Raw genomic sequence first — 22,736 nt, 5'->3', positions numbered from 1 at the left:
AAAAAGAGCCAAAACATAAAAATAAGCAGAGAAAAGCATATGCAATGGTTGTCTGTGCATTATGCACCATTGCCAGTGCGGCAAGCTATGCCGGTACCGACACAAAACTGAAAGGTGATGATAAAGTCAGTGGCGCATTACCGATTGGTTTTGAGTTTAATTATTATGGCAAAAAATATAATAAATTTTATGTAAGTACAAATGGATTACTGCAATTTTCGAATCCAAGCAGCGGTTACAATAACTCTTGCTTACCTGCAATCAATAATACACTGTTTGTATTCTGGGATGATTTAAGAACTGATGTATACGGCCAGCCTGCTGGTACCATTAAATACGAAACACAGGGTGAAGCGCCAAACAGAAAACTCATTGTGCAATGGACGAATCAGTATTTTTATAGTTCAAATCTGCCTATGGGTACCTTTGAAGCGATTCTTTATGAAGGCACAAATCAGATTAAATATCAGTATCGTACTTTAAATATTGATCTAAGCAAAGGCGAGAGTGCAACAATTGGTATTCAGGGCATCACGCCAAAGAACGTTCAAGTAGGTTGTAATAAAGCCAATATCATTAAACCAGAACAGGCTATTTTATTTACGCCTAATAATGATTTAAGTGAATATACCAAGAATGAGAATGCTGAATACAATTTTATCGATATTTCTGATTTAACGCCGGCTGCACCACAACCTGCTGCTCGTTATACAAATCAGGCACCAAGCTGGACATGGCAGAATATCAATACACTTGATACATGGGAAATTGAAATTCAGGATGCTTCTGGAAATACCGTCTATAAAAAAATACTGAATAAAGTAAATCAATATACTTATGATGCAGGTTTACAAAATGGACAGTCTTATCGCGCCCGTGTACGCGGAAGTATTAATCGAGGTGCTACCTGGGAAATGTGGTCTTCACCCTCTGAGCTCATTACCATAGATACGACCAAACCGGTTGTGGAACTGAACCAATTCAGTCGTGTTAATGACAAAGCAGTGAGAATTGGTTACAGCAGCAGTGATAATCTGAGTGGTATAGCCTCTATACATCTGCAAATTGCCAATAATCCAGATTTCAATAATCCTATTATCGATCAGGATATTAATCTGCAAAGCAATAATGTGCAGATAGATAATGTGCCTGCTGGTGGCATCTTATATGCTCGTCTGAATGGTTTGGATAAAGCAGGCAACAGCTCAGGCTATACTCAGGCATCTGCTATTACGGTTACACCTCCAGTACTTATTAGCCCCGTCACTCAGACAAAGGTTAAGAACGCAGCATTAAAAGTTCAGGGTACTGCTGAGTCTAATGCAAAAGTACAGTTGTATCTGAATGATAAACCAGTGGGTGAAAAGGTTACCGCTGATGCACAAGGCTATTTCACTCAGGATGTTCTCTTGCCGAAAGAAGGTAGTTACCGCTTACATGCTGTAGCGCAGAATGATGCTGGCAGCAGTGAGCCCAGTGCACCGGTGCAGTTTGATTTTGCTTTACCGACACCCACTGCAATCATTACTACTCCCAGTGATAATCAAACACTTGCTGCTCCGGTTGATATTCAGGTAGATGCTGCAGATGAACTTGGTATCGAAAAAGTAGATTTATTGATAGATAACAAACAGTTTGCTACTCTGTCAGAACGCCCCTATCAGGCACACTGGCCTCTGACCATGGAGGATAATGGCAGCCACAAAATCAGTGCAAAAGTGACCAATACCAGCGGCAAAACAGTGACCAGCACCCGTACGGTCAATGTCAAAATTGAACCACCGGCTCCGCCTCCCACACCTTATACCGGTAAAATTACCGCAATCAGCCCTGCGGTTAGTTATGGCCCGCAGCCAGTAACCATTAGCGGGCAGGCTGTTTATCGTGCTGAAAATACGATAGCTGCAAACGTACCGCTAAAACTGGTTTTGAATGTAAAAGGGTTTGAGCGCAGAATAGCTGTTGCCACTGATGAAAACGGCCATTTCACCTATACCTTTACCCCGCAGGAATCTGACTCGGGTACATATCAGGTTGGCATTATTCATCCGGATGAAAAAACTGTTACCAGTCAGGGCAGTTTTGATATCAACCGCATCGCATTTAATATACAAGGCTATCAGCTAAAAGCGCCGCGAACCATCACCACACCCATACAGGTTAATGCTACAGCGAGTACCGGTGCTAAAAACCTGCGCTGGGTATTGGCTGCTGAAAATCAGCCAGATGGCGTATTGCCTCAGGGCGTGAATATTGAATCTGAAGCTGTAAATATTGCCCCCGGACAGAGTCGCACGACAACAATTAAATTCACCGCAGACGATCATGCAGCCGAAAAGGGCAGCCTGTATCTGCTTGCCTATGCCGATGATTCAGGAGATCTGGTACGCGGTAAATTACAGATTAATTATGAGCTTGGTCAGCCAATGCCTGAATTGTATGCATCGCCTACCTATATACAGACCGGCTTGCAGCAAAATACCAGCTCCACAGCCAAAGTCAGCGTTGGCAATAAAGGATTGGCAGCGGCAAAAAATGTTCAGGTAGAGCTGGTAGATGAGCAGGGTAATCCCGCTCCGAGCTGGGTATTTATTGCCAGCGATAAAAATATTAATGAAATTGCGGTTGATGAAAAAGTACCGGTACAAATCATGGCTCAGCCGGACAACAGCATCCCTGACGGCATTTACAACTTTATTATCAGAGTATCCAGCAGCGGTAAAGTAGCAGGCACTATTCCGGTAAGAATTTCCGTCACCCAGAGCGGACAGGGCGTAGCTCACTTTGATGTGGCTGATATCTATACCGCCACCCTAGATGCAGACGGACAGCCCATCAAAGGCGTAAAAGGAGCAACCATCAAGTTGCAGAATGATAGTGTATTAACAGAACAATATACCTTCAATACAGACAAAGATGGTATCGCAACCTTAAACAAGCTGCCGGCAGGCATCTATCGCTATCGCGTCAGCGCACCTAATCATATGGATGCCAGCGGCCGTATAGTGGTTCAGCCTGATAGCACGACTAACCAGCATGTGTTTCTGGAGTATCAGACAATCAATGTAGAGTTTGGCGTGACTGAAACCTCCATTAAAGATGTGTATGACATTAATGTTAATGCCACCTTTAATACGCAAGTACCGGCACCTGTCATTATGCTCGAACCATTGTCTATTAATCTTGGTGCAATGCAGGTTGGAGAAGAAAAAACGGGCCAGATTACAGTCAGCAATTATGGTCTGGTACAGGCTGACCATGTGGTACTGAATTTGCCGAAAACTGATGCCCACTTCAAGTATGAATTTTTTGGTGAAGTGCCCAGTGTGCTCAAACCAAAAGAAAAGGTAGTGATTTCCTATAAAGTGACTGCTCTTGATCCGAAACAGCAGGCGCCGGCAGAAACCAGAATTGCTTCGCTATCAGACTTGCTACGTGCTGCACCAGAAGAAGACGACTGCACATCCTACGAAGCTAGCTATGAGGAATCACATCAGAGTGAGTGTCCCAGCGGTGACATTTCCAAAGGCAGCAGCAGTGGACGTTTCTATCAGTACACCGGTAAAAAATGCTCAACCAAGGGCAGTGGTATCGGCTGGGGAGGCGGCGGTTCACTTGGAGGAGTGGGCGGCGGGACTTTCGGAAATGGGGCTGGAGCGGGTTCGCCGGAGGCGATGCCAATAACGCCTGGCTGTACCCCGGATGCGCCCTGCGCTTCAGGCGGTTCGAAAGATGGTTCGTGCTAATACCAACAAATAAAACAAAATAAATAAATTAAACACAAGGGTCAAAAAATGAAAACAAACAACCGACCCGGGAACAGCCTGAAGGAGCGGCTGTTCCGGGTAATCAGCTACATACTTATGCTGGTAATGGCATTGCCGCAGATGGCTTATGCCCGCATCAGCGGCAATGACGAAAAAATATCTGGCATCAGTCATGCCAGCGTCAGACTACCGAATACCGAATATACCGAAAACACCGTAGACATGCGGGTAAAAGTATTAGGTGGAGAAGTCAAACTCAACCGCACCTGGGAAAATGGACGTTGGTATCTCAATCCAGCCTGGGCCGAACTACGCTTCGTATTAGATCCGCTCGACAGCAGCGTCAAAACCATCGATCGTGCCGGTACCCTGTATCAGCGCAGCGGCGAAGCCGACTTATATACCTACAAACAAGTATCCATCAGCAAAACCGAAACCGGCTGGCGCTGGACGGATCCAGAGGGTAACTGGATAAACTATGACAGCAAAGGCCGGCCACTGGCCTATGGCAATGCCAGCAACGTACAAGTTAGCTTTGAGCTAGATAAAGACGGGCAGCGCAAAGCCATAAAAGATAACAACGGCGAACTCGTATACAGCCTAGACTATGACAATCAGGATCACCTAATCAAAGCCACCGACCGCAGTGGCCGCAGCGTCAGCTACAACTGGTCCGGAGACCGCCTGACCCAAGTAACCGACGTCATGGGCAACGTCTGGAAATATGGTTACGACAACAACGGCCAGATAAACCGCCGCACCGATCCCGATGGTGGCGTCACCAAAATTGATTACATCGTGTCCGTACCCTCATCACAGTTTGTCATGGGCAGCGGCCGCAATGGTGGCGTAATATCACAAAGTGCCGTAGTAAGCACCGGCGCAGCCGATCATGAAAACAAACTGGCACGCGTAGGCAAAATCACCAGCAAAACCGGTGCTGTGACTGTTTATAATACCGAATACAATCGCGTCAACAAACAGTACACCATCACCGTCAACGATCCGGCCGGCCAAAAAACCGTCACCGTATTTGACAGCAATGGACGCGTACTGACCGAAAGCATAAACGGCCATCTTACCGCCCGCTATGATCGAGACAGTGCCAACAACATCGTCAAATACACCGACGAACGCGGGCAGATTACCACTACCCAGTACAACCAAGCTGACTATCCAGTTAAAATCACCTATCCGAATGGCGCAGTAGAAGAATATCAATACAATCAGGCCAACAAACCGGTCAAACAAATCAACGCCAAAGGCGACAGCATCACCTTTGAATACAATGCAGCTAACCAGCCGACCAAAATCACCTATGCTGCCGGCAAACCCGAGCAACGTATCGTCAACTTCGAGTATGACAACCTAGGTCAGCAAACCAAAGCCACCATAGGCAATAATCAAAAGAGCATCAGCCTGCAGCAAAGCTTTGACCGCTACGGCAACATAGCCAGCTATACCGATGGCAAAAGTCAACAGTATCAGTACAGCTATAACATACAAGGTCAGCCAACCGAATTACAGAACCCATTACAGCAGAAATGGCTATTGGGTTACAACGCTGCCGGTTACACAACACAGGTAACCGACCCGCTTAAGCACACCTTTACCATGAAAACCGATGCCCTCGGCCGAATAGTAGAGATGACCGATGCGCAAGGCAACAGCACCCATTACAGCTATCAAAATACAGCAACAGGGCGCGAAGTAAAAACCACCGACGCATTGAATCAAGTTACCACCCAGCAGTATGACCAGCTCAACCGCCTGATTAGAACCATCACCCCATCCGGACTGGTAAGTGAACAGAGCTACGACAGCAACAGCAGAATCAGCCAGTATAAAGACTACAACGGCAATCAGCTTAGCTACGAATATGGCGCACCCGGCACCAGTCAGGCTGGACTCCTGACCAAAATAAACTACCCGACCTACAGCGAAAGCTACGATTATGACAACATGGGTAACACCATCAGCGTCAACCAGCAGCTGGACAGCAATACCCAGATAAGCAGCCACAGCAGCTATGACCAACTAGGCCAACAAATCAGCCGTACCGATGCTGCCAACCGCACCAGCCAAAGCCAATACAACGCACTGGGACAAATCACAGCCGACATAGATGCACTGTCAGGTAAAACCCAGTACCAGTACGACCTGTCTGACAACCTCAGCACACTGACTGATGCCAAAGGCAACCAGTACCACTTTGAATATGATCAAAATAACAACCTGCTCAAAGAAACCAAAACACTGGGCAACGACGTCGAATACAGCTACAACGCAGCCAATCAGCTGACCGAACAGAAGCAGGCCAACGGCAACCGCATACAGTATCAGTATGATGCAGCGGGAAACATCAGTCAGCAAAACTACATCGCAGCCGGTACCGACACCGCCGAACAGACAGTCAACTACCAGTACGATGCCAACAACCAGCTGACAGATGTACAGCAAAGCGGCAGCACCAATAGCCATTACACCTATCAGCGCGATGCCCTGGGACGAATCGTTGAAGAAAACATCAGCTATGGCCGCATCAGTAAAACCTTAAAATACAGCTATGATACAGATGGCAACCTAGCCAGCATCACCTATCCCGATAACAGCACAGTAAACTATCGTTATGCCAACGGCCAGTTACAGCAAGCCATACTGCCAAACGGAGAAGAAATCAACTGGCGTGATTACCAATGGAATCAGCCTAAACGTATCACCTATCCGCAAGCAGAACAAACCAACAGCTATGATGCCTTACAGCGTCCAACACAAATCAAACTGGTTAGCAAAGGACAAACCTTACTCGAACGCCACTACAGCTATGACAAAGTCAGCAACATCAGCAGTATCCAGACAGAAAAAGGCAGCAGTAACTACCAGTATGACCAACTGGATCGCTTAACCCAAGTCAAACCGGAACAAGAAAGCCAAGCGCAACGAGCAGAATCGTACAGCTACGATGCCGTCGGCAACCGCACCGGTAGCTCCCAGCAACCAGGTGAGTGGCAGTACAACGACCTCAACCAACTCATCAAATGGGGGGAAGGCAAACAACAGACCAGCTTAACCTACACCACTAACGGCCAGTTGGCGACAGAAGAAAGCGCCAATAAAAAACTTAGCTACAGCTACAACGCTGCCGAGAGACTGAGTAAAGTCAGCAACGACAACGGAGAAATAGCCAGCTACCAGTACGACCCGTTTGGCCGTCGCATCAGCAAAACCGTAAATGGCAAAACCACCTACTACATCTACAGCAGCGAAGGGCTGATAGCAGAACTGGATCAGACAGGACGGATGCAAGTAGCGTACGGCTGGATACCGGACAGCGATTGGGGCACCAGCCCCTTATGGCAGGCGAATCTAAACGAAGGCCAAACCCTAAAAAATGCCAGCTATCACTACCTGATAACAGACCATCTGGGCACCCCACAACTAGCAATAAACAGTGCAGGCGAACAGAGCTGGAAGATTACCAGTGATGCATTTGGCAACAGCGAACTGGATGCAAATAACCAAATCACCATGAACCTGAGGTTTCCGGGACAGTATTACGACGAAGAGACTGGACTATCGTATAACTACTTCAGGGATTACGACGCGAAGACGGGGAAATATATTCAGAGTGACCCGATAGGGTTAGCAGGAGGAGTAAACACGTATGGATATGTAGGTGAAAATCCGCTTCTATATTGATGTATTCGGATTATTTTATTGGGATTGCGTTCTGAATAAATTTAAAAAAATCATTCTACAAATAAATTAGGATGCGCAATAATGATGTCTAGAAAAGGAACTATAAGTTGCGGGTAAACTAAAATTAGAAAATGTATATTATTAAATTCAATAATAAGAGTAGTTCTTAATATATTTTAAATCAATCACCTATGAATTTGAAAATTCGTTTAAAGCATTGGAAAATCTATTAAATTTTACTAATAATAAATATTTCATAGACGAATCAAACTCTGGTATAAATATGTGTTCTAAATTGGCTAGTCTCTCAAGAAGTGATAAATTGTATGAAAATATCAACATTTGCTTTACTCTCCTCCACGTGATTTACAAAGTTCAGAATATAAAAAGTGATATCGTGAATGCATTGGAACCTTATAATGAAAAAAAATCATGCCCAAAATATTAATAATATTTCTATAAATTCAATTTCTTCATTAACAAAGTTATTAACAGAAATGGAAGGCCAACTTTCTGATGAAGAATATAAGATTTTGAAAAGAGGTATTGGTATAGTGATTGGGGAACTTCAAATAAGAGTTTTAAATTTTATTTATCAGCAATATCCAGAACTAAGTGATATAGATTAATTTAAATCGATATAAGTATATGTAAATTCATCACTGTTTAAAAATGCAGTGATGAAGGGTTTATTTATATCTAAAAAGTTAATGATATTATTAGTAATAGTATAAATTAGGCATGAATTTTACAACTACTTCAGGAATTTCGATGCGGAGACGGGACGGTATATCCAGAGTGACCCAATAGGGTTGGTTGGGGAAATAAACACGTATGAATATGTAGGTGGAAATCCGCTGGTATATAGTGATCCGAATGGGGAGTTTGTTCCACTAGCTTTAGGTATTGGAATAAGAATTGGTATTGCAGTATTGAGATTAGTTTCGTCGGACAATCGAGCAAGAATGTGATTTTTGGGTTTATGCCTAAAAATTTACATAAAAGTAAGGAAAAAGAATTTAGTAAAAACCTTGGTCTTTGTCCAGAGCATGTATATGCAGCAGCAAAAGAAAATGTTGCAGATACTAAAATTATAGAAATAGTTGGTGAAGGGCAAAGTGCTGAAATTTTAGCTGGAAATAAAAAATCAGATCGATGCGATGTATTAGAATAATTAATTGATGAAGGTATAATAGCTAAAGCAGAAGCCAAATCTACAGAAAAAGCAAGGGGATGTAGACATTCAAAAGCAAGTAAAGATAAACTACGTAAAAAAATGGATAGATGATGACTAGATCTGCATATAGTAAAAAACAAGAAAATATTGAATTTCAATACTGGCAGAGATGTAGATTTTTACCTGAAGATAAATTAATTGCTTTACTTAGTCATAATAATTTTAAATTGAGTTTAGAGGCTGCAAGAGTATTACTGTTAAAAGGTGGTAGTAGAGTTATCAAAGTTGCTCAAATAAACTGTTTTAGTAATAATTATAGGACTAGAGCATTAGCTGCTTTTATTTTAGGAGAGATCCACTTATCTACTAAAGAAGAAAAACAAGTTATAGATAAACTGTCTGATTTAGCTCTGACAGATAAATCAGCTACAGTAAGGTCGTATGCTGTGGTCTCTTTTGGGCGTCGTTGTAACGAGGCTAAAAAAAATTTTTCAGATTCTTTGATATCACTCGCTGAAAATACTATTTTAGATAAATCCGTAAATGTAAGACAAAGTACAGCCTTTATACTATCAATGTTTGATAATAAGGCCTCAATACCATTATTAATTAAGTTGTTAAAAGATAGTCACAGTGAAGTTAAGGATTGGGCTGCTTTTGCAGTAAATGTTAATGGATATGATACACCTGAAATTCGAAATTGCTTTGTATTATTATTGAATGAAAATAATTTTGATGTACGATATGAAGCCATAATCGGGCTGTCTAAAATGAAGGATAAACGAGTTACTGAGGTGTTAATGAAGGAATTAAGTAAAGACGTAGTTTATGATGAAATGGTGGAAGCAGCTGGGTACTTAGGCAATGTTGCCTTACTACCTATTCTCTATGAAATAAAAAAGAAATGGGGACTTTTTGATGAATTAAATACTTCTATAAAAATATTGGAGCATTTGAAAACAAAATTATAGTTTCAACATATTATATAAATTGATAATAATCGGTTATTATTAATCTTTTTTCTATATATCTCAAAAGCCTTTTTTATTATACTTTTTAAGTAAAATATTAAATTATCCATGTATAAAAAATATTTATTCAAAATTTTTCGTGAATCAATATTTTATAAAGTAATAAATAATTGCATTTAACTTGGATAAAAATTAGTAATTAGTATGTTGTTTTGATATTAATATAAAGTATTAATTCATTTATTTAAAAAACATAATCTGATTCATAAACAGAGTGATAAATTTTTAATTACTAGAATAATTTAAATTGTAAATTTATCCTAGTTTGGATAGAAGGCGTTTCACCTGCAGCCCTGCCTGTAACGTCTGGCTGTACCCATATGCTATGTGCAGTACAGGCGGTGCGGGTAACGGAGCACGATCACAAATTCCAAAACAGAAATATCTAGGTGTGATATTTGATGGTGAACATGCACCTATCCGCTCTGATTTTATATCACGTTATTATAAAATATTGCATAAAGCCAAAAAATTAGCTATTAAATCGCGTGATAAACATCATTGTGAAATTTTATTTAAACGTAAACTTTATAGGAAATATTCTCATCTGGGGCGTAAAACTTTTGTGGCTTATGCTAGACGTGCTGCTCAATGTTTTGATGATTGCAGAATCAAACGACAAGTTAGAAAGCATTTTAAAAAAATTTGATTTTTTTGTGCTAATAAAAAAAACAGAGCTATTTTTTTAAGTAACTCTGTTTTTGTAGACAATTGGCTATAAATTAGAAAATCTAATGCTGATAACCTTTATTGTATCTTTTTTCCAGCCATGAAAAAAACCAACTCAAGGCTATGGTCATAATCAAATAGATTATGGCGATGGTGTAGAGTGGGGTTTCGTAGTTTAGGTAACGTCCGGCTGCGGCGCGGGCGGCAAAGGCTAGTTCGGCCACAGCGATGGCTGAAAGCAGTGAGCTGTCTTTAAGAAGAGTAATGAATTCGTTCCCAATGGGTGGCAGCATGCGCCGGATGGCCTGTGGCAGGATAACGTAGCGCATGGCTTGTGTATAGCTGAGACCTAGTGAGCGGGAGGCTTCAAATTGGCCGCGGTCGATAGACTGAATGCCAGCGCGGAAGATTTCGGTGATGTAGGCGCCGGAGTTGACTGACAAAGCCAGTGTGCCGGCAATCAGTGCACCATAACTGCGTCGGAGTTCTACGGCAAGATCTCCGCTGATAATTAGGCCATCAGTTGGGTTGATGAGCAGTGGAAACCAGACGAAATACCAGATGAAAATTTGAACAAATAGCGGTGTACCGCGAAAGATGGTGACATACAGCAGCGAAATTTGCCGCAGTGTCCATACCAGTGCGCGTATGGGCAGGCCGCCCTTTTCGAGGCGGATGATACGCGTGAGGGCGAATATCAGGCCGAGTAAGGTGCCCATAAATGTGGAAATCAGGGTGACGCCTAATGTGGTGAGCGCACCGTAATAAAACATTTCACGGTATTCGTAGATGATGTCGAAACGAAAGGCCATTGTGTTACCTAATGGTGGTTTTTGGGGTATTGCTGCCGGCTGGGCTAAGCCTTGGCATTATGTGGGCGCTATTTTAGCAAGAAATGCTGTTGTAACTGTATCAAATTTTGTTTGCCGTTGAGTATAAAGCGGATTTGTTGGTTGCAGAGGTTGGAAAATGCTGTTTAATTACGCTGGCTAAGGTGAGCTGAAGTGTTTACAATGATGTGTTTTATTATTTGATTCGTTCAAGAATTGTATGCAAGTTTGGTTGGGGAGCGGGCTGCGGCCGGATTGGTCTGGTGGTACGGCAGTAACAATCGGTAATTTTGATGGTGTGCACTGTGGACATCGCCATATTTTGCTGCGCTTGCGTCAGGAAGCTGATAAACGAGGGCTTGCTTCGGTGGTGATGATATTTGAACCGCAACCTCAGGAGTTTTTTGCGCAGCAGGCAGGTAAGTCTTTGCCTTACCGGTTGTCGCCGCTGCGGGATAAGCTGAATTTGCTTGCTGAAAGTGGTTGTGTGGATGCGGTGTATGTGCTGCGGTTTAATCAGCAGTTTGCATTGATGCAGCCGATGGATTTTATCCGGCAGATGCTGATTGAAAAGTTATCAGCACGCTATTTGCTGGTGGGTGATGATTTTCGTTTTGGAGCCCATCGCAGCGGTGATTTTGCTTTATTGCAGGCTCAGGAGGCTTTTGTAACAGAGAGAACGCCATCTGTTGTGGTTGAGGATGTACGTGCCTCGAGTACGGCAGTTCGTATGGCGCTGGCTGCTGGTAACTTGGCTTATGCGCAGTTGCTGCTGGGACATGAGTATGTGCTCAGTGGTCGAGTGAAACATGGCGCCAAGCTGGGTCGCGAATTGGGCTGCCCAACGGCAAATGTGCATCTGCCGGCTTTGCATTATGCGCTGAATGGGGTTTTTGTGGTGGATGTAACAGGTGCTTTCGGACGTAAACGTGGTGTGGCCAGTTTTGGTAAAAATCCGACGGTTTCTAGGGGTAGCCAGCAGAAGCTTGAAGTACATATTTTTGATTGTGCTGCCAATTTGTATGGTCAGCGCTTAGGGATACATTTTCTGCATAAGTTGCGTGATGAGCTGAAGTTTGATTCTTTGGCAGCGTTGCAGGCTCAGATTTTTGCTGATATGGATGCGGCACGAATATGGCAGGCTGCCTGAATTGCTAAGTAGCTTTCGGGTGGCCGTAAAATAATACTGATTTTTAGATTATTGAATTAACGGATATATTTTAAAGAGAAAGTCATGACTGACTATAGTAAAACTGTAAATTTGTTGGACACGCCGTTTCCAATGCGCGGTAATTTAGCCAAGCGTGAAGGTGGCTGGCTGAAATCATGGTATGAACAGAAACGTTATCAGAAGCTGCGTAAGCTGGCTGCTGGACGACCGAAATTTATTCTGCATGATGGCCCACCGTATGCGAACGGTGATATTCATATCGGCCATGCAGTGAATAAGGTATTGAAGGATATTATTATCCGCAGTAAGACGCTGGCTGGTTTTGATGCGCCATATGTGCCGGGCTGGGATTGTCATGGTTTGCCGATTGAGCTGATGGTAGAAAAGAAGCACGGTAAGAATATTCCGGCTGCTAAATTCCGTGAGCTGTGCCGTGAATATGCGCGGGAACAGATTGCGCGCCAGAGACAGGATTTTATGCGTCTGGGGGTGCTGGGCGACTGGGAGCATCCGTATCTGACGATGGATTATCAGACTGAGGCGGATATTGTCCGTACACTGGGAAAGATTCAGCAAGGCGGCTATTTGTATCGGGGTGAGAAACCGGTGCAGTTCTGTTTGGATTGTGGTTCTTCGCTGGCAGAAGCTGAAGTTGAATATAAAGATAAGGTTTCTTTTGCGATTGATGTGGCGTATCAGTTTAAGGATAACGCGGCGCTGGCTGCTGTGTTTGGTCTGAATGAGATTTTAGGCGAAGCCTATGCGGTTATCTGGACAACTACGCCGTGGACTTTGCCGGCCAGTCAGGCAATTTGTGTGGGGCCGGACGTTGTTTATCAGTTGTTTGATACGCCAAAAGGTAAGCTGGTGTTGGCTAAAGAGCTAGCTGAAGCAGCTTTGGAACGTTTTGGTTTCGATGTGGATGATACTGCGGTACTGGCTGAAGTTGTAGGACGACAACTAGAGAATCTGCATTTGAATCATCCATTTCTGAATCGAGATATTCCGGTTTTACTGGGTGAGCATGTGACTACTGAGGCTGGTACAGGTCTGGTACATACGGCACCTGCACATGGTCTGGACGATTATTTTGCCTGCTTGCGGTATGGGATTCAGTTATATAACCCAGTGAATGCTGAGGGACGATATATCAGTGATGTGCCCAGATTGGCAGGGATGACGGTCTGGGAAGGTAATCCGGTGGTGATTGATTGGGTGGCCGAAGAGGGCAGATTACTGTCGAATGGAAAAATTACTCATAGTTATGCGCATTGCTGGCGCCATAAAACGCCTTTGATTTACCGTGCTACTGGCCAGTGGTTTATTGGTATGGATAAAGAAGGTACGGATGGGAAGACTTTGCGTGATAAGGCGATGGACGCGGTAGAGGTGACTGAGTTTTTTCCGGCATGGGGACGCGCGCGTCTGGAGGCAATGATTGAAGGTCGTCCAGACTGGGTGGTATCTCGCCAGCGTTACTGGGGCACGCCAATGGCCTTTTTTGCTCATAAGGAAACTGGTCAGCTCCATCCACGTTCGGCTGAATTGCTGGAAGAGGTGGCTAAGCGGATTGAGCAGCATGGTATTGAGGCGTGGTTTGCGCTGGATAAGCATGAGCTTTTGGGCGCAGATGCGGATGAGTATGATAAATTGCCAGATACGCTGGATGTTTGGTTTGATTCGGGCAGTACGCATTACGCAGTACTGCGTCAGCGCTCTGAGCTGGCATGGCCTGCAGATTTGTATCTGGAGGGCTCTGATCAGCATCGCGGCTGGTTTCAGTCTTCGCTGCTAACTGCCTGTGCTACAGTTGGCAGTGCGCCGTATAAACAGTTGCTGACACATGGTTTTGTGGTGGATGGCAACGGGCAGAAAATGTCTAAATCTGTGGGTAATGTGGTATCACCACAGAAGGTAAATGATAGTCTGGGTGCAGATATTCTGCGCTTGTGGGTGGCTTCTACTGATTATTCCGGTGAGCTGGCAATTTCAGATGAAATTTTAAAACGAGTGTCAGAAAGCTACCGGCGTCTGCGGAATACGCTACGTTTCCTGTTAGCGAATTTGAGTGATTTCAATCCGGCTACAGATGCGGTGCCAGTGGATGAGATGCTGGAGCTAGACCGTTATGCACTGGTTTTGGCACAGCAATTGCAGCAGCGTGTGGCTGATGATTATTTTGCCCGTTATGCGTTCCATTTTGCGGTACAGGATATTGTCCATTTCTGTTCAGAAGATATGGGTGCGTTTTATCTGGATATTCTGAAAGACCGTTTATATACAATGCAGGCTGGCAGCCATGGCCGACGTAGTGCGCAAACTGCTCTGTATCATATTACGCGTAATCTGGTGCTTCTATTGAACCCAATTCTTTGCTTTACTGCTGAGGAAGCTTGGGCAGTATTGAGTGGTGATGAAGAAGATAGTGTACTGTACCATACGGGGCATGAATTCCCGCCTTTAGCTGATGTAGATAGCTTAACACTGAAATGGCAGGCGATCCGAGCAGTGCGTGATACGGTGAATGTGGCTATTGAATCGTTGCGTGCAGATAAGAGTGTAGGGTCTTCTTTACAGGCTGATGTGGCGATTAAGGTGCCAACAGATATGCTGCCTTATGTGGCAGCGCTGGGTGATGAATTACGTTTTGTATTGATGGTAGCGAAAGTTACCGTAGAAGCTGGAGAAGAGTTATCTGCCACTGTATCGGTGGATCAGGGTACAAAATGTGAGCGTTGCTGGCATTATACTGATGATGTGGGCTCTGACCCTCAGCACCCGACTATTTGTGGTCGCTGTGTGCAAAATGTCGATGGTGCCGGTGAAAAGCGTTTGTATGCCTGAGACTAGGTAACGGCTGTAATGTTGTCGTTTTTTTAGGCTTGATTTGAATGATTCAGGTGTGGCAGATTTAGTCGGTCACGCCTGTTCTGGTTTTAAGGATGGTTATGCAACGTAAAAAACTGTTTTTATATGGTGCCATTATCGTACTGGGTCTTTTGGCAGACCAGCTAACGAAATATCTGATATTGCAGAATGTTCATTATCTGGAACGAATTGCGGTAATACCGGGATTTTTTGATTTGACGCTGGCTTATAATCCAGGCGCGGCATTTAGTTTCCTTGCAGATGCGGGTGGATGGCAGAAGTTTTTCTTTATGGGACTGGCGCTGGTAATTTGTATTTACCTCCTGCGTGGGATTATCCGTGATGAATTCGGAACAATAGGTAAAGTGGCTGCTGCGTTGATTATCGGTGGTGCGGCTGGTAATGTTGCTGATCGGTTGGTGCATGGTCATGTGGTTGATTTTCTGTTGTTTTACTACCATAATTGGTTTTATCCGGCGTTTAATGTTGCGGATAGCCTGATTTGTGTCGGTGCGTTTTTGCTGGTGCTGGAAAGTATTTTTCATCAGAAGAATAAGGCAGCTTGATTGGTTTAATTTTGGTGAAATCAGCCAGCTAACGGGAAGTTGAATGAGCGACAAAAAGATTTTACTGGCTAATCCGCGTGGATTCTGTGCTGGTGTTGACCGAGCCATCAGTATTGTAGAACGGGCTTTGGAAGAATATGGTGCACCGATTTATGTACGCCATGAAGTGGTACATAATAAGTTTGTTGTTGATAATCTGCGTAACAAGGGCGCAGTGTTTATTGAGAGTCTGGATGATGTGCCACCTGATGCCACGTTGATTTATTCGGCACATGGAGTATCGCAGGCGGTACAGCAAGAAGCGGTGGCGCGTGGTTTCCGTATTTTTGATGCTACTTGTCCTTTGGTAACGAAAGTCCACAGACAGGTATCTCGTCTTGATGAGCAGGGATATCAGATTTTGATGATCGGGCATAAGGGTCATCCGGAAGTAGAAGGTACGATGGGGCAACTGCCGCCGGGGGCAATGCTGCTGGTGGAAACAGTTGCTGATGTGGCAGGTTTACAGGTCCGCAATGAAGAAAAGCTGGCACATGTGAGCCAGACAACGTTATCGGTAGATGAAACCAGCGGTATTATTGCTGCGTTGAAACAGCGTTTTCCTCACATTAAAAGTCCGCATAAAGAGGATATTTGTTATGCAACCACCAATCGTCAGGAGGCGGTAAAGAAGTTAGCCGCTACTTGTGATGTGGTAATTGTGGTAGGGTCTCCTAACAGTTCGAATAGTAATCGTTTACGCGAAGTGGCAGCTTTGCTGGGTGTTGATGCTTATATGGTAGATAACGCCAGCTGTCTGCAGACTGAGTGGTTTTCCGGCAAGCGCCGTGTTGGCGTTACTGCCGGTGCGTCAGCACCGGAGGTACTGGTTAATGATGTTGTACAGACGATTGTTTCCTGGGGATATCCAACAGTTACCGAAGGTGAGGGTGTGGAGGAAAATATTATGTTTGTGCTGCCGAAAGAACTGCGTGGTTCGTCATGAATACGCCAATTTTATCTGGTGAGGGTGTGTGTCAGCGCGCCCATGATGATGGCAGAATGTTATTACAGGATATCGATTTTCAGCTCAGAGCTGGGGCACGTGTGGCAATCAGCGGTGCATCCGGAGCAGGAAAATCGGTTTTTTTACGTACAATTTCTTTGCTAGATTTACCTGCTGCTGGTACGTTGTATTGTCAGAATCAGCCTGTGAATTTGAATGCACATAGTATTGCACGGCACCGTAGCCAGATTGCTTATGTGCGTCAGCAGGCGGTATTGATTCCGGGTACGGTGCGTGATAATTTGCAGTTACCTTATACTTTGCATCATTATCAGCATTTGACGTTTCAGCCGGAACATGTGCTTCAGGTTTTGCAGAATCTGGGTAAGGATGAGCATTTTCTGGAGCGTGACGGTACCGATTTATCGGGTGGTGAAGCGCAATTGGTTTGTCTGCTGCGTATTTTACAGTTGAATCCTCCGGTATTGTTGCTGGATGAACCCACAGCTTCTCTGGATGAGGATTCTGCACGCACGGTACAGAAACTGGTTAATCAGTGGCAACAGGCAAATCCGCAGGCTGCCTATATGTGGGTTTCGCATAGTGAGCAACAAGTTAGCGAAGTGGGTGATGAAATCTGGTATTTTGATGCCGGACGAATAACGCACATCAAGCATTCGGTAAAGAATGGGAGGCAATAATGCAAGGAACTAATTATATTAGTGTTGCTGAGCTGGCTCTGGCTTCTTTGCTGATTTTGGTGAGTGCCGGTGTATCATTATGGCTAAAGCTAGGGTTAACGAAACGGATTTTGATATCTGCTGTGCGTGCTGTGGTGCAGTTATCCATTGTAGGCTTGTTGCTTAAATGGATTTTTGCGGCTAATCAATGGTATTGGGTACTGCTGATTATTGCTGTGATGACCTTAATAGCCGGATTTTCGGCGCGCTCTCGTGGTAGCTATGTTTATCGTGGTCTGACTCGTGATGCACTGTCTTCGGTGTGGTTGGCTTCTTGGTTAAGTGCGGCAGTAGGACTGTATGCGGTGCTTCATATCCATCCATGGTATTCGCCGCAGTATGTCATTCCGATTTTGGGTATGGTGCTTGGTAATTGTTTAACTGCTGTAGCTTTATGTCTTGACCGGTTAACACAGGACTTACGCCAGCAGCAGGCTAGGGTAGAAGTTTTATTGTCCATGGGCGCCAGTGGCTGGGAAGCTTATCGGGATACGGCACGATCTGCCGTTGTCGCTGGGATGTTGCCGACGATTAATCAGTTGAGTGTAGTAGGGCTGGTGAGTCTGCCGGGAATGATTACCGGACAGATTCTGGCCGGTGCTTCACCTGATCAGGCCATTCGTTTTCAGTTACTGACCATGTTTCTGATTTGTGCTGGTTCTGCCGGTGGCTGCCTGCTGTGTGCGATTTTTGTGTATCGCCATGTGTTCAACCGCTGCTGGCAGTTTTGTAGCTGGCGTTTGCAACGGCGTAATACAGAAAAAGCTTAGATATTTGGATAATTTATTTTTAGCCAGAACATTTGCCCTTAAGGGTGGCTATAGTGTTCTGGCTGTTATCAGTTGAGTTTGTTGTTTAAAATGTCATGATAGATATGGTTTGATTGCTGGTATGCTTTTCTGCTCAGTCAGTTTCATCTATCCATGCTTGCTGAATGGCTTCAAGTACGCGCTCACCGCAATGCTCTGGCTGGTCATCAAAGTCTGGTAAGGCCAATACTAGTTCACGCAATCGAGTAAAGCGGATGGTGGTAGGATCGATGTCTTCGTGACGGTCTGCCAGTTCTTCGGCAATCTGATGTATATCAGTCCATTTCATGATGTGATTCTGTATTAATTGTTAAGAATTAGTAAAAAAAATAGTGATGGCAAGCGGTAATTTTGAGCTGTGCTCTGATATCAGTGTTCTTCACGTGCATGGTTAATAGTGTATTTGGGGATTTCAATGGTTACATCGCTATCTGCCAAACGAGCCTGACAGCTCAGACGTGAATCGGCTTCGAGCCCCCATGCCTGATCGAGTAAATCTTCTTCCTGTTCGCTTGGCTCAGGTAGGCTGTCGTAGCCCTGACGCACGAGCACGTGGCAGGTGGTACAGGCGCAGGATTGCTCGCAGGCGTGTTCAATTTCAATATCATGCTCAAGTAATGCATCACAAATTGAGGTGCCGGACGGAATATTGTCTAAAATTTTTCCTTCAGGACAAAGTTGTGGGTGAGGCAGTACAGTAATTTTGGGCATGGTAGTTCCGTCATTCTAAATGATGCAAGGCGTGGCTGGTGTCTATTCTTGCTACCAGCCACGCCGGAGTGAGTATTATATCAAGCCTTGTGCTTTCAGCACTGTGTTGACACCATTGTCAGCGCTTACCCGCTGAGCAAAAGAAGTCAAATGCTGATATTTGCTAAGATCAATTTTACATCTCTGAGCCCATTGCATTTCAATGAAAATGTAAACATCGGCAATACTGATGCTATTACCTGTTAAATAATCTTGCTGAGCCAGCATTTTATCTAACGATGCAAATGTGTTTTCAACATCACTACTAGCATAAGCAATAAGACTGTTCTGAGCAGCTTCACCATCAACCATTCTGGCTGCCCCGAATAGAGGCTTGAATTTTGTATGCAGGTCACTATTGGCAAAAGCCAGCCATTGCCGAGCTTTGGCACGTATTTTAGGGTCAGTAGCTGATGCAGCGCCATAGATACCTTTATCGGGTGCTAAATCATTAATATAATCAATAATAGCTATATTCTGACTTAGTGCCCAGTTTCCATCTACAAGTAAAGGTACCTGACCTTGCGGATTCAGAGCCCGATATTCTGCAGATTTTATTTTATCGCGACTTACTGCTTCTGCTACATAATCCAGTCCACTCCATTGTAGAGCTACGTGGGGGACAAATGAACATGCACCTGGTAGGTAATATAGTTTTAACATTGTTTTATCTCCTGTGTAAGTACAGATAGTTTTTAGCTGTCTGTGGTTGAATTCTATATATCGCTAACGTTTTTGCCTTGTAAGGCACGCTGTATATTACGGTTCATGCGTCTGGCAGCAAACTCATCTGTGGCATGGCTAAGCTTTTGTATGCCATCACGGATGTCCTGTGCATTGCCAATTTCCATCTGGTGTCTGATTTGTGCCAAGGCTGTGTCGATGATTTGCTGTTCGGCAGCACTGAGTAAATCAGCATCAAGATTTAGGGCGCTGCTGACTGCGCCAATAATGCTTTCAGCTTCTACTATTGCTTCCGCACGGGCGCGTTGCTGCGCATCAGTCTGTGCATGGGTAAAGCTGTCTTTTAGCATCTGAGTAATAACTGTGTCATCCAATCCGTATGAGGGCTTAACTTCAATATGAGCCTGTACGCCGGTAGTTTGTTCTCTTGCGGAAACAGATAACAGGCCATCGGCATCTACCTGAAAGGTCACCCGAATGCGTGCAGCACCGGCAGCCATTGGCGGGATACCGCGCAGAGTAAATTGGGCGAGACTGCGGCAATCCGAAACCAATTCACGTTCTCCCTGTACTACATGAATCATCATTGCGGTCTGGCCGTCTTTAAATGTAGTGAAATCTTGGGCGCGGGCGGTAGGCAAGGTGCTGTTGCGCGGAATGATTTTTTCAACCAAACCGCCATATGTTTCCAGCCCCAATGAGAGGGGAGTAACGTCCAGAAGCAGCCATTCATCATCATTTTTATTTCCGGCCAGTACATTGGCCTGCATGGCAGCACCGAGCGCAACTACTTCATCGGGATTGAGATTATTCAGTGGCGTTTGGCCAAAAAAGGTAGCTACAGCCTGCTGTACATGCAGCATTCGAGTGGCACCGCCAACCATAATAACGCCTTTTATATCGTTTTTGCTGATATTCGCATCACGCATAGCCTGTTTAACCGGCTCCAGTGTTTTGGCTACCAGTGGTTGTGTAAGCTGATGGAACGTATCTCGGCTAATATCAGTGACTATTTGTTGACCATTGGAAAGCGTAGCAGCTATGGTGGTGGATTGTTCAGTCGTTAAGGATTCTTTAGCTGCGCGCGAAAGTGATTGCAGTAGGGCGCTGTCCTGTGCATTAAGCTGAGACAATTTGTTTTGTTCCAATAACCAACAAAAAAGGCGCTGGTCAAAGTCATCCCCACCTAAGGCACTGTTGCCATTGGTGGCTTTTACTTCAAATAAGCCACGGCTTAATGTTAGAACGGAAACATCAAATGTACCTCCGCCAAGGTCGTAAACAATAAACGTTCCTTCGGCGGCATTATCCAGACCATAGGCAATGGCAGCGGCAGTAGGTTCATTAAGTAAACGAAGGACGTGCAAGCCGGCTAGGCGTGCTGCGTCCTTGGTGGCCTGCCGCTGGGCATCATCGAAATATGCTGGTACGGTAATTACAGCGCCAGCCAGTTCACCACCCAAACTATTTTCTGCCCGTGTTTTCAGCACGCGCAAAATGTCCGCAGAAACTTCTATAGGTGTTTTATTACCGGCGCGGGTCTGAATACTGATGATGCGTTCTTCATCGGTGAAACGATAGGGCAGGTAATGGGTTTCAGGCTGATTTCTAATGTCGTCCAGACTTCGGCCAATAAGGCGTTTGGCCGAACTAATGGTATTGGAAGGATCAATGCGCTGGGCTTTTAATGCATCTGTACCTACTTCTGGAGCACAATTCTGCTGATAACGGACTACTGAAGGCAGAGTAATTCGCCCTTGTTCGTCTGCTAAACATTCTGCATGACCGCTGCGTACAGTGGCCACTAGACTGTTGGTGGTGCCTAAATCGATTCCCACGGCACGTCGGTGCTCATGCGGGGCGGCAGAAAGGCCGGGTTCGGCAATTTGCAATAAAGCCATAATTTGAACTAAGTCCTGATTTTAGATGTTACTTATATGATTTAAACTTATTTTAAATCATATTTCTGACGCTGAAGTTAACGGTGTCAGAGCAATGCAGCCTGTATTTCGGCATTTAATTTGTATAAAAAACGCCCCTGACGCACCAATTCAGCTGCCTTATCCGCCTGATTCTGCGCAAAAGCGGTATCAAGTTTTTGATATAAATGGTTTTGTTCCTGCTGAATGGTTGTTGCCAATTCATGTAGAGTAGCTGTATCCGCCTCAGCTCGTGCATCTTCCAATGTTTCGCGCCACTGCATTTGCTGTATCAGAAATTCGGCTGGAAAATGAGTGTGTTCCGGTGCATCTGCATCTATGCCCTTCTGTTGTAACAGATAGGCCGCACGATCCAAGGGATTGCATAGAATACGATAAGCTTCATTTACCGTGGCTGCCATCATCATGGCCTGCTTCTGCTCAAAGCTGCTGCTGGCTGCAAATTTGTCAGGATGACATTGTGCAGCCAGTAAATGATAATTCTGTTCGAGCTGTTTAATATCAATGTTAAATTGTTCGGGTAGCTGAAACAAAGCAAAGTATTGGTTCATGTATTTCACCTTGTGGTGATAACAGGATAGAAGCAGAAGTCACATCAAAGTAATAAGGCAAATTTGGGATTGTTAATCTGCTTTTTCTGCAGTCAATGTCTCGTTGTGATGCGATACAAGGTAGTAGGTGATCGCTATTGGTAGCAATATTTCGTACTTATACGTGAAAACTTTCGCCACAACCACACTCATCTTTTGCATTGGGATTGGCAAACTTAAATCCTTCCTGCAAACCTTCTTTAACAAAATCAAGCTCGGTACCATCCAGATAGACATGGCTTTTGGGGTCAACAAAGACTTTGACACCATGTTGCTCAAAAATTAAATCTTCCGGCTGGATTTGGTCGACAAATTCCAGTGTATAGGCCATACCTGAACAACCGCTATTCTTGACTCCTAGGCGAATACCTTCGCCTTTACCACGTTTGGTCAAATAATTACTGATGTGCTGGGCGGCTTTTTCAGTCAGAGAAATCATATTCTCTCCTGTCAGAACTGA

Annotated in this window: 21 protein-coding genes; 13 read left to right on the top strand and 8 right to left on the bottom strand. The window is 44.5% G+C overall.

What is annotated here, in order from left to right; translation table 11 throughout:
• Nucleotides 1–44: 44 nt before the first annotated feature.
• Together J3U67_RS07705 and J3U67_RS07700 are read left to right on the top strand one after the other, a co-directional pair.
• Nucleotides 45–3,746: an Ig-like domain-containing protein gene (locus tag J3U67_RS07705; RefSeq protein ID WP_267404601.1), complete on the top strand. Its 3,702-nt coding sequence runs from the start codon at nucleotides 45–47 to the stop codon at nucleotides 3,744–3,746.
• Nucleotides 3,747–3,794: 48 nt separating this feature from the next.
• A complete protein-coding gene (locus J3U67_RS07700; RefSeq protein WP_267404599.1) occupies nucleotides 3,795–7,466 on the top strand; it encodes an RHS repeat-associated core domain-containing protein in 3,672 nt (1,223 codons plus the stop codon).
• 347 nt (nucleotides 7,467–7,813) lie between these two features.
• Here J3U67_RS07700 and J3U67_RS09245 read toward each other — a convergent pair whose 3' ends face one another.
• Nucleotides 7,814–7,900, bottom strand: a complete 87-nt coding sequence (locus tag J3U67_RS09245; RefSeq protein ID WP_367645572.1) for a hypothetical protein — start codon at nucleotides 7,898–7,900, stop codon at nucleotides 7,814–7,816.
• Here J3U67_RS09245 and J3U67_RS07695 point away from each other — a divergent pair.
• The 5 genes from J3U67_RS07695 to J3U67_RS07680 all read left to right on the top strand — a co-directional run bounded on the left by J3U67_RS07695 (nucleotide 7,886) and on the right by J3U67_RS07680 (nucleotide 10,323).
• A complete protein-coding gene (locus J3U67_RS07695) occupies nucleotides 7,886–8,095 on the top strand; it encodes a hypothetical protein (protein WP_267391383.1) in 210 nt (69 codons plus the stop codon). The two genes, J3U67_RS09245 and J3U67_RS07695, sit on opposite strands and share 15 nt — an antisense overlap.
• Nucleotides 8,096–8,200: 105 nt before the next feature.
• A complete protein-coding gene (locus J3U67_RS09240; protein ID WP_367645573.1) occupies nucleotides 8,201–8,437 on the top strand; it encodes an RHS repeat-associated core domain-containing protein in 237 nt (78 codons plus the stop codon).
• Nucleotides 8,438–8,448: 11 nt separating this feature from the next.
• Entirely contained in the window at nucleotides 8,449–8,640 is a 192-nt protein-coding gene (locus J3U67_RS07690) for a hypothetical protein (protein WP_267391382.1), read from the top strand.
• 113 nt (nucleotides 8,641–8,753) lie between these two features.
• Entirely contained in the window at nucleotides 8,754–9,614 is an 861-nt protein-coding gene (locus J3U67_RS07685) for a lyase (protein ID WP_267404597.1), read from the top strand.
• A gap of 385 nt (nucleotides 9,615–9,999) precedes the next feature.
• Nucleotides 10,000–10,323 carry a hypothetical protein gene (locus tag J3U67_RS07680; RefSeq protein ID WP_267391380.1) on the top strand — a complete coding sequence of 108 codons (324 nt, stop codon included), beginning with the start codon at nucleotides 10,000–10,002 and terminating at the stop codon, nucleotides 10,321–10,323.
• Between the two features lie 82 nt (nucleotides 10,324–10,405).
• Here the strand turns inward: J3U67_RS07680 and J3U67_RS07675 are convergent, their stop codons facing one another.
• Nucleotides 10,406–11,155: an amino acid ABC transporter permease gene (locus tag J3U67_RS07675; RefSeq protein ID WP_100156280.1), complete on the bottom strand. Its 750-nt coding sequence runs from the start codon at nucleotides 11,153–11,155 to the stop codon at nucleotides 10,406–10,408.
• Nucleotides 11,156–11,393: 238 nt separating this feature from the next.
• Here J3U67_RS07675 and ribF point away from each other — a divergent pair, with 238 nt between their 5' ends.
• The 6 genes from ribF to J3U67_RS07645 all read left to right on the top strand — a co-directional run bounded on the left by ribF (nucleotide 11,394) and on the right by J3U67_RS07645 (nucleotide 18,273).
• Nucleotides 11,394–12,323, top strand: a complete 930-nt coding sequence (gene ribF, locus J3U67_RS07670; RefSeq protein ID WP_100139729.1) for a bifunctional riboflavin kinase/FAD synthetase — start codon at nucleotides 11,394–11,396, stop codon at nucleotides 12,321–12,323.
• Between the two features lie 84 nt (nucleotides 12,324–12,407).
• Nucleotides 12,408–15,188 (top strand): isoleucine--tRNA ligase, encoded by a 2,781-nt coding sequence (gene ileS, locus J3U67_RS07665; RefSeq protein ID WP_267391378.1) that lies wholly within the window; start codon nucleotides 12,408–12,410, stop codon nucleotides 15,186–15,188.
• 104 nt (nucleotides 15,189–15,292) lie between these two features.
• Nucleotides 15,293–15,778: a signal peptidase II gene (gene lspA / locus J3U67_RS07660; protein WP_267391377.1), complete on the top strand. Its 486-nt coding sequence runs from the start codon at nucleotides 15,293–15,295 to the stop codon at nucleotides 15,776–15,778.
• A gap of 43 nt (nucleotides 15,779–15,821) precedes the next feature.
• Complete coding sequence (ispH, locus tag J3U67_RS07655) at nucleotides 15,822–16,763, top strand: 4-hydroxy-3-methylbut-2-enyl diphosphate reductase (protein WP_267391376.1); 942 nt, start codon at nucleotides 15,822–15,824, stop codon at nucleotides 16,761–16,763.
• Nucleotides 16,760–17,464 (top strand): ABC transporter ATP-binding protein, encoded by a 705-nt coding sequence (locus tag J3U67_RS07650; RefSeq protein WP_267391375.1) that lies wholly within the window; start codon nucleotides 16,760–16,762, stop codon nucleotides 17,462–17,464. The genes ispH and J3U67_RS07650 overlap by 4 nt, the downstream gene beginning before the upstream one ends.
• Nucleotides 17,464–18,273: an ABC transporter permease gene (locus J3U67_RS07645; protein ID WP_100139733.1), complete on the top strand. Its 810-nt coding sequence runs from the start codon at nucleotides 17,464–17,466 to the stop codon at nucleotides 18,271–18,273. Before J3U67_RS07650 ends, J3U67_RS07645 begins: the two co-directional genes overlap by 1 nt.
• A 133-nt stretch (nucleotides 18,274–18,406) precedes the next feature.
• Here the strand turns inward: J3U67_RS07645 and iscX are convergent, their stop codons facing one another.
• From iscX to iscA, 6 genes are all read right to left on the bottom strand, one after another.
• Nucleotides 18,407–18,601 (bottom strand): Fe-S cluster assembly protein IscX, encoded by a 195-nt coding sequence (gene iscX / locus J3U67_RS07640; RefSeq protein WP_100152239.1) that lies wholly within the window; start codon nucleotides 18,599–18,601, stop codon nucleotides 18,407–18,409.
• Nucleotides 18,602–18,681: 80 nt separating this feature from the next.
• The gene (fdx, locus tag J3U67_RS07635; protein WP_100139735.1) at nucleotides 18,682–19,023 is read right to left on the bottom strand and encodes an ISC system 2Fe-2S type ferredoxin; all 342 of its coding nucleotides are present in this window, start codon (nucleotides 19,021–19,023) and stop codon (nucleotides 18,682–18,684) included.
• Between the two features lie 75 nt (nucleotides 19,024–19,098).
• Complete coding sequence (locus J3U67_RS07630) at nucleotides 19,099–19,725, bottom strand: glutathione S-transferase family protein (RefSeq protein ID WP_267391374.1); 627 nt, start codon at nucleotides 19,723–19,725, stop codon at nucleotides 19,099–19,101.
• A 53-nt stretch (nucleotides 19,726–19,778) separates the two neighbouring features.
• On the bottom strand, nucleotides 19,779–21,647 hold the full coding sequence (gene hscA, locus J3U67_RS07625; protein ID WP_267391373.1) for a Fe-S protein assembly chaperone HscA: 1,869 nt from the start codon (nucleotides 21,645–21,647) through the stop codon (nucleotides 19,779–19,781).
• A gap of 86 nt (nucleotides 21,648–21,733) precedes the next feature.
• Nucleotides 21,734–22,237: a Fe-S protein assembly co-chaperone HscB gene (gene hscB, locus J3U67_RS07620; protein ID WP_267391372.1), complete on the bottom strand. Its 504-nt coding sequence runs from the start codon at nucleotides 22,235–22,237 to the stop codon at nucleotides 21,734–21,736.
• Between the two features lie 157 nt (nucleotides 22,238–22,394).
• Complete coding sequence (gene iscA / locus J3U67_RS07615; RefSeq protein WP_100139739.1) at nucleotides 22,395–22,715, bottom strand: iron-sulfur cluster assembly protein IscA; 321 nt, start codon at nucleotides 22,713–22,715, stop codon at nucleotides 22,395–22,397.
• Nucleotides 22,716–22,736 lie beyond the last annotated feature (21 nt).

It is taken from the genome of Snodgrassella sp. B3837, from assembly GCF_026535955.1.
Lineage (GTDB): Bacteria > Pseudomonadota > Gammaproteobacteria > Burkholderiales > Neisseriaceae > Snodgrassella > Snodgrassella alvi_E.
This window is presented reverse-complemented; position numbering and strand designations above follow the sequence as displayed.

Coding starts and splice junctions, on each gene's coding strand:
- J3U67_RS07700 (WP_267404599.1), top strand. CDS start 3,795: ATGAAAACAAACAACCGACCCGGGAACAGCCTGAAGGAGCGGCTGTTC.
- fdx (WP_100139735.1), bottom strand. CDS start 19,023: ATGCCCAAAATTACTGTACTGCCTCACCCACAACTTTGTCCTGAAGGA.
- J3U67_RS07685 (WP_267404597.1), top strand. CDS start 8,754: ATGACTAGATCTGCATATAGTAAAAAACAAGAAAATATTGAATTTCAA.
- hscA (WP_267391373.1), bottom strand. CDS start 21,647: ATGGCTTTATTGCAAATTGCCGAACCCGGCCTTTCTGCCGCCCCGCAT.
- ileS (WP_267391378.1), top strand. CDS start 12,408: ATGACTGACTATAGTAAAACTGTAAATTTGTTGGACACGCCGTTTCCA.
- J3U67_RS07675 (WP_100156280.1), bottom strand. CDS start 11,155: ATGGCCTTTCGTTTCGACATCATCTACGAATACCGTGAAATGTTTTAT.
- J3U67_RS07650 (WP_267391375.1), top strand. CDS start 16,760: ATGAATACGCCAATTTTATCTGGTGAGGGTGTGTGTCAGCGCGCCCAT.
- lspA (WP_267391377.1), top strand. CDS start 15,293: ATGCAACGTAAAAAACTGTTTTTATATGGTGCCATTATCGTACTGGGT.
- J3U67_RS07690 (WP_267391382.1), top strand. CDS start 8,449: ATGCCTAAAAATTTACATAAAAGTAAGGAAAAAGAATTTAGTAAAAAC.
- ribF (WP_100139729.1), top strand. CDS start 11,394: ATGCAAGTTTGGTTGGGGAGCGGGCTGCGGCCGGATTGGTCTGGTGGT.
- iscA (WP_100139739.1), bottom strand. CDS start 22,715: ATGATTTCTCTGACTGAAAAAGCCGCCCAGCACATCAGTAATTATTTG.
- J3U67_RS07645 (WP_100139733.1), top strand. CDS start 17,464: ATGCAAGGAACTAATTATATTAGTGTTGCTGAGCTGGCTCTGGCTTCT.
- ispH (WP_267391376.1), top strand. CDS start 15,822: ATGAGCGACAAAAAGATTTTACTGGCTAATCCGCGTGGATTCTGTGCT.
- J3U67_RS07705 (WP_267404601.1), top strand. CDS start 45: ATGGTTGTCTGTGCATTATGCACCATTGCCAGTGCGGCAAGCTATGCC.
- J3U67_RS09245 (WP_367645572.1), bottom strand. CDS start 7,900: ATGATTTTTTTTCATTATAAGGTTCCAATGCATTCACGATATCACTTT.
- hscB (WP_267391372.1), bottom strand. CDS start 22,237: ATGAACCAATACTTTGCTTTGTTTCAGCTACCCGAACAATTTAACATT.
- J3U67_RS07695 (WP_267391383.1), top strand. CDS start 7,886: ATGAAAAAAAATCATGCCCAAAATATTAATAATATTTCTATAAATTCA.
- J3U67_RS07630 (WP_267391374.1), bottom strand. CDS start 19,725: ATGTTAAAACTATATTACCTACCAGGTGCATGTTCATTTGTCCCCCAC.
- iscX (WP_100152239.1), bottom strand. CDS start 18,601: ATGAAATGGACTGATATACATCAGATTGCCGAAGAACTGGCAGACCGT.
- J3U67_RS07680 (WP_267391380.1), top strand. CDS start 10,000: ATGTGCAGTACAGGCGGTGCGGGTAACGGAGCACGATCACAAATTCCA.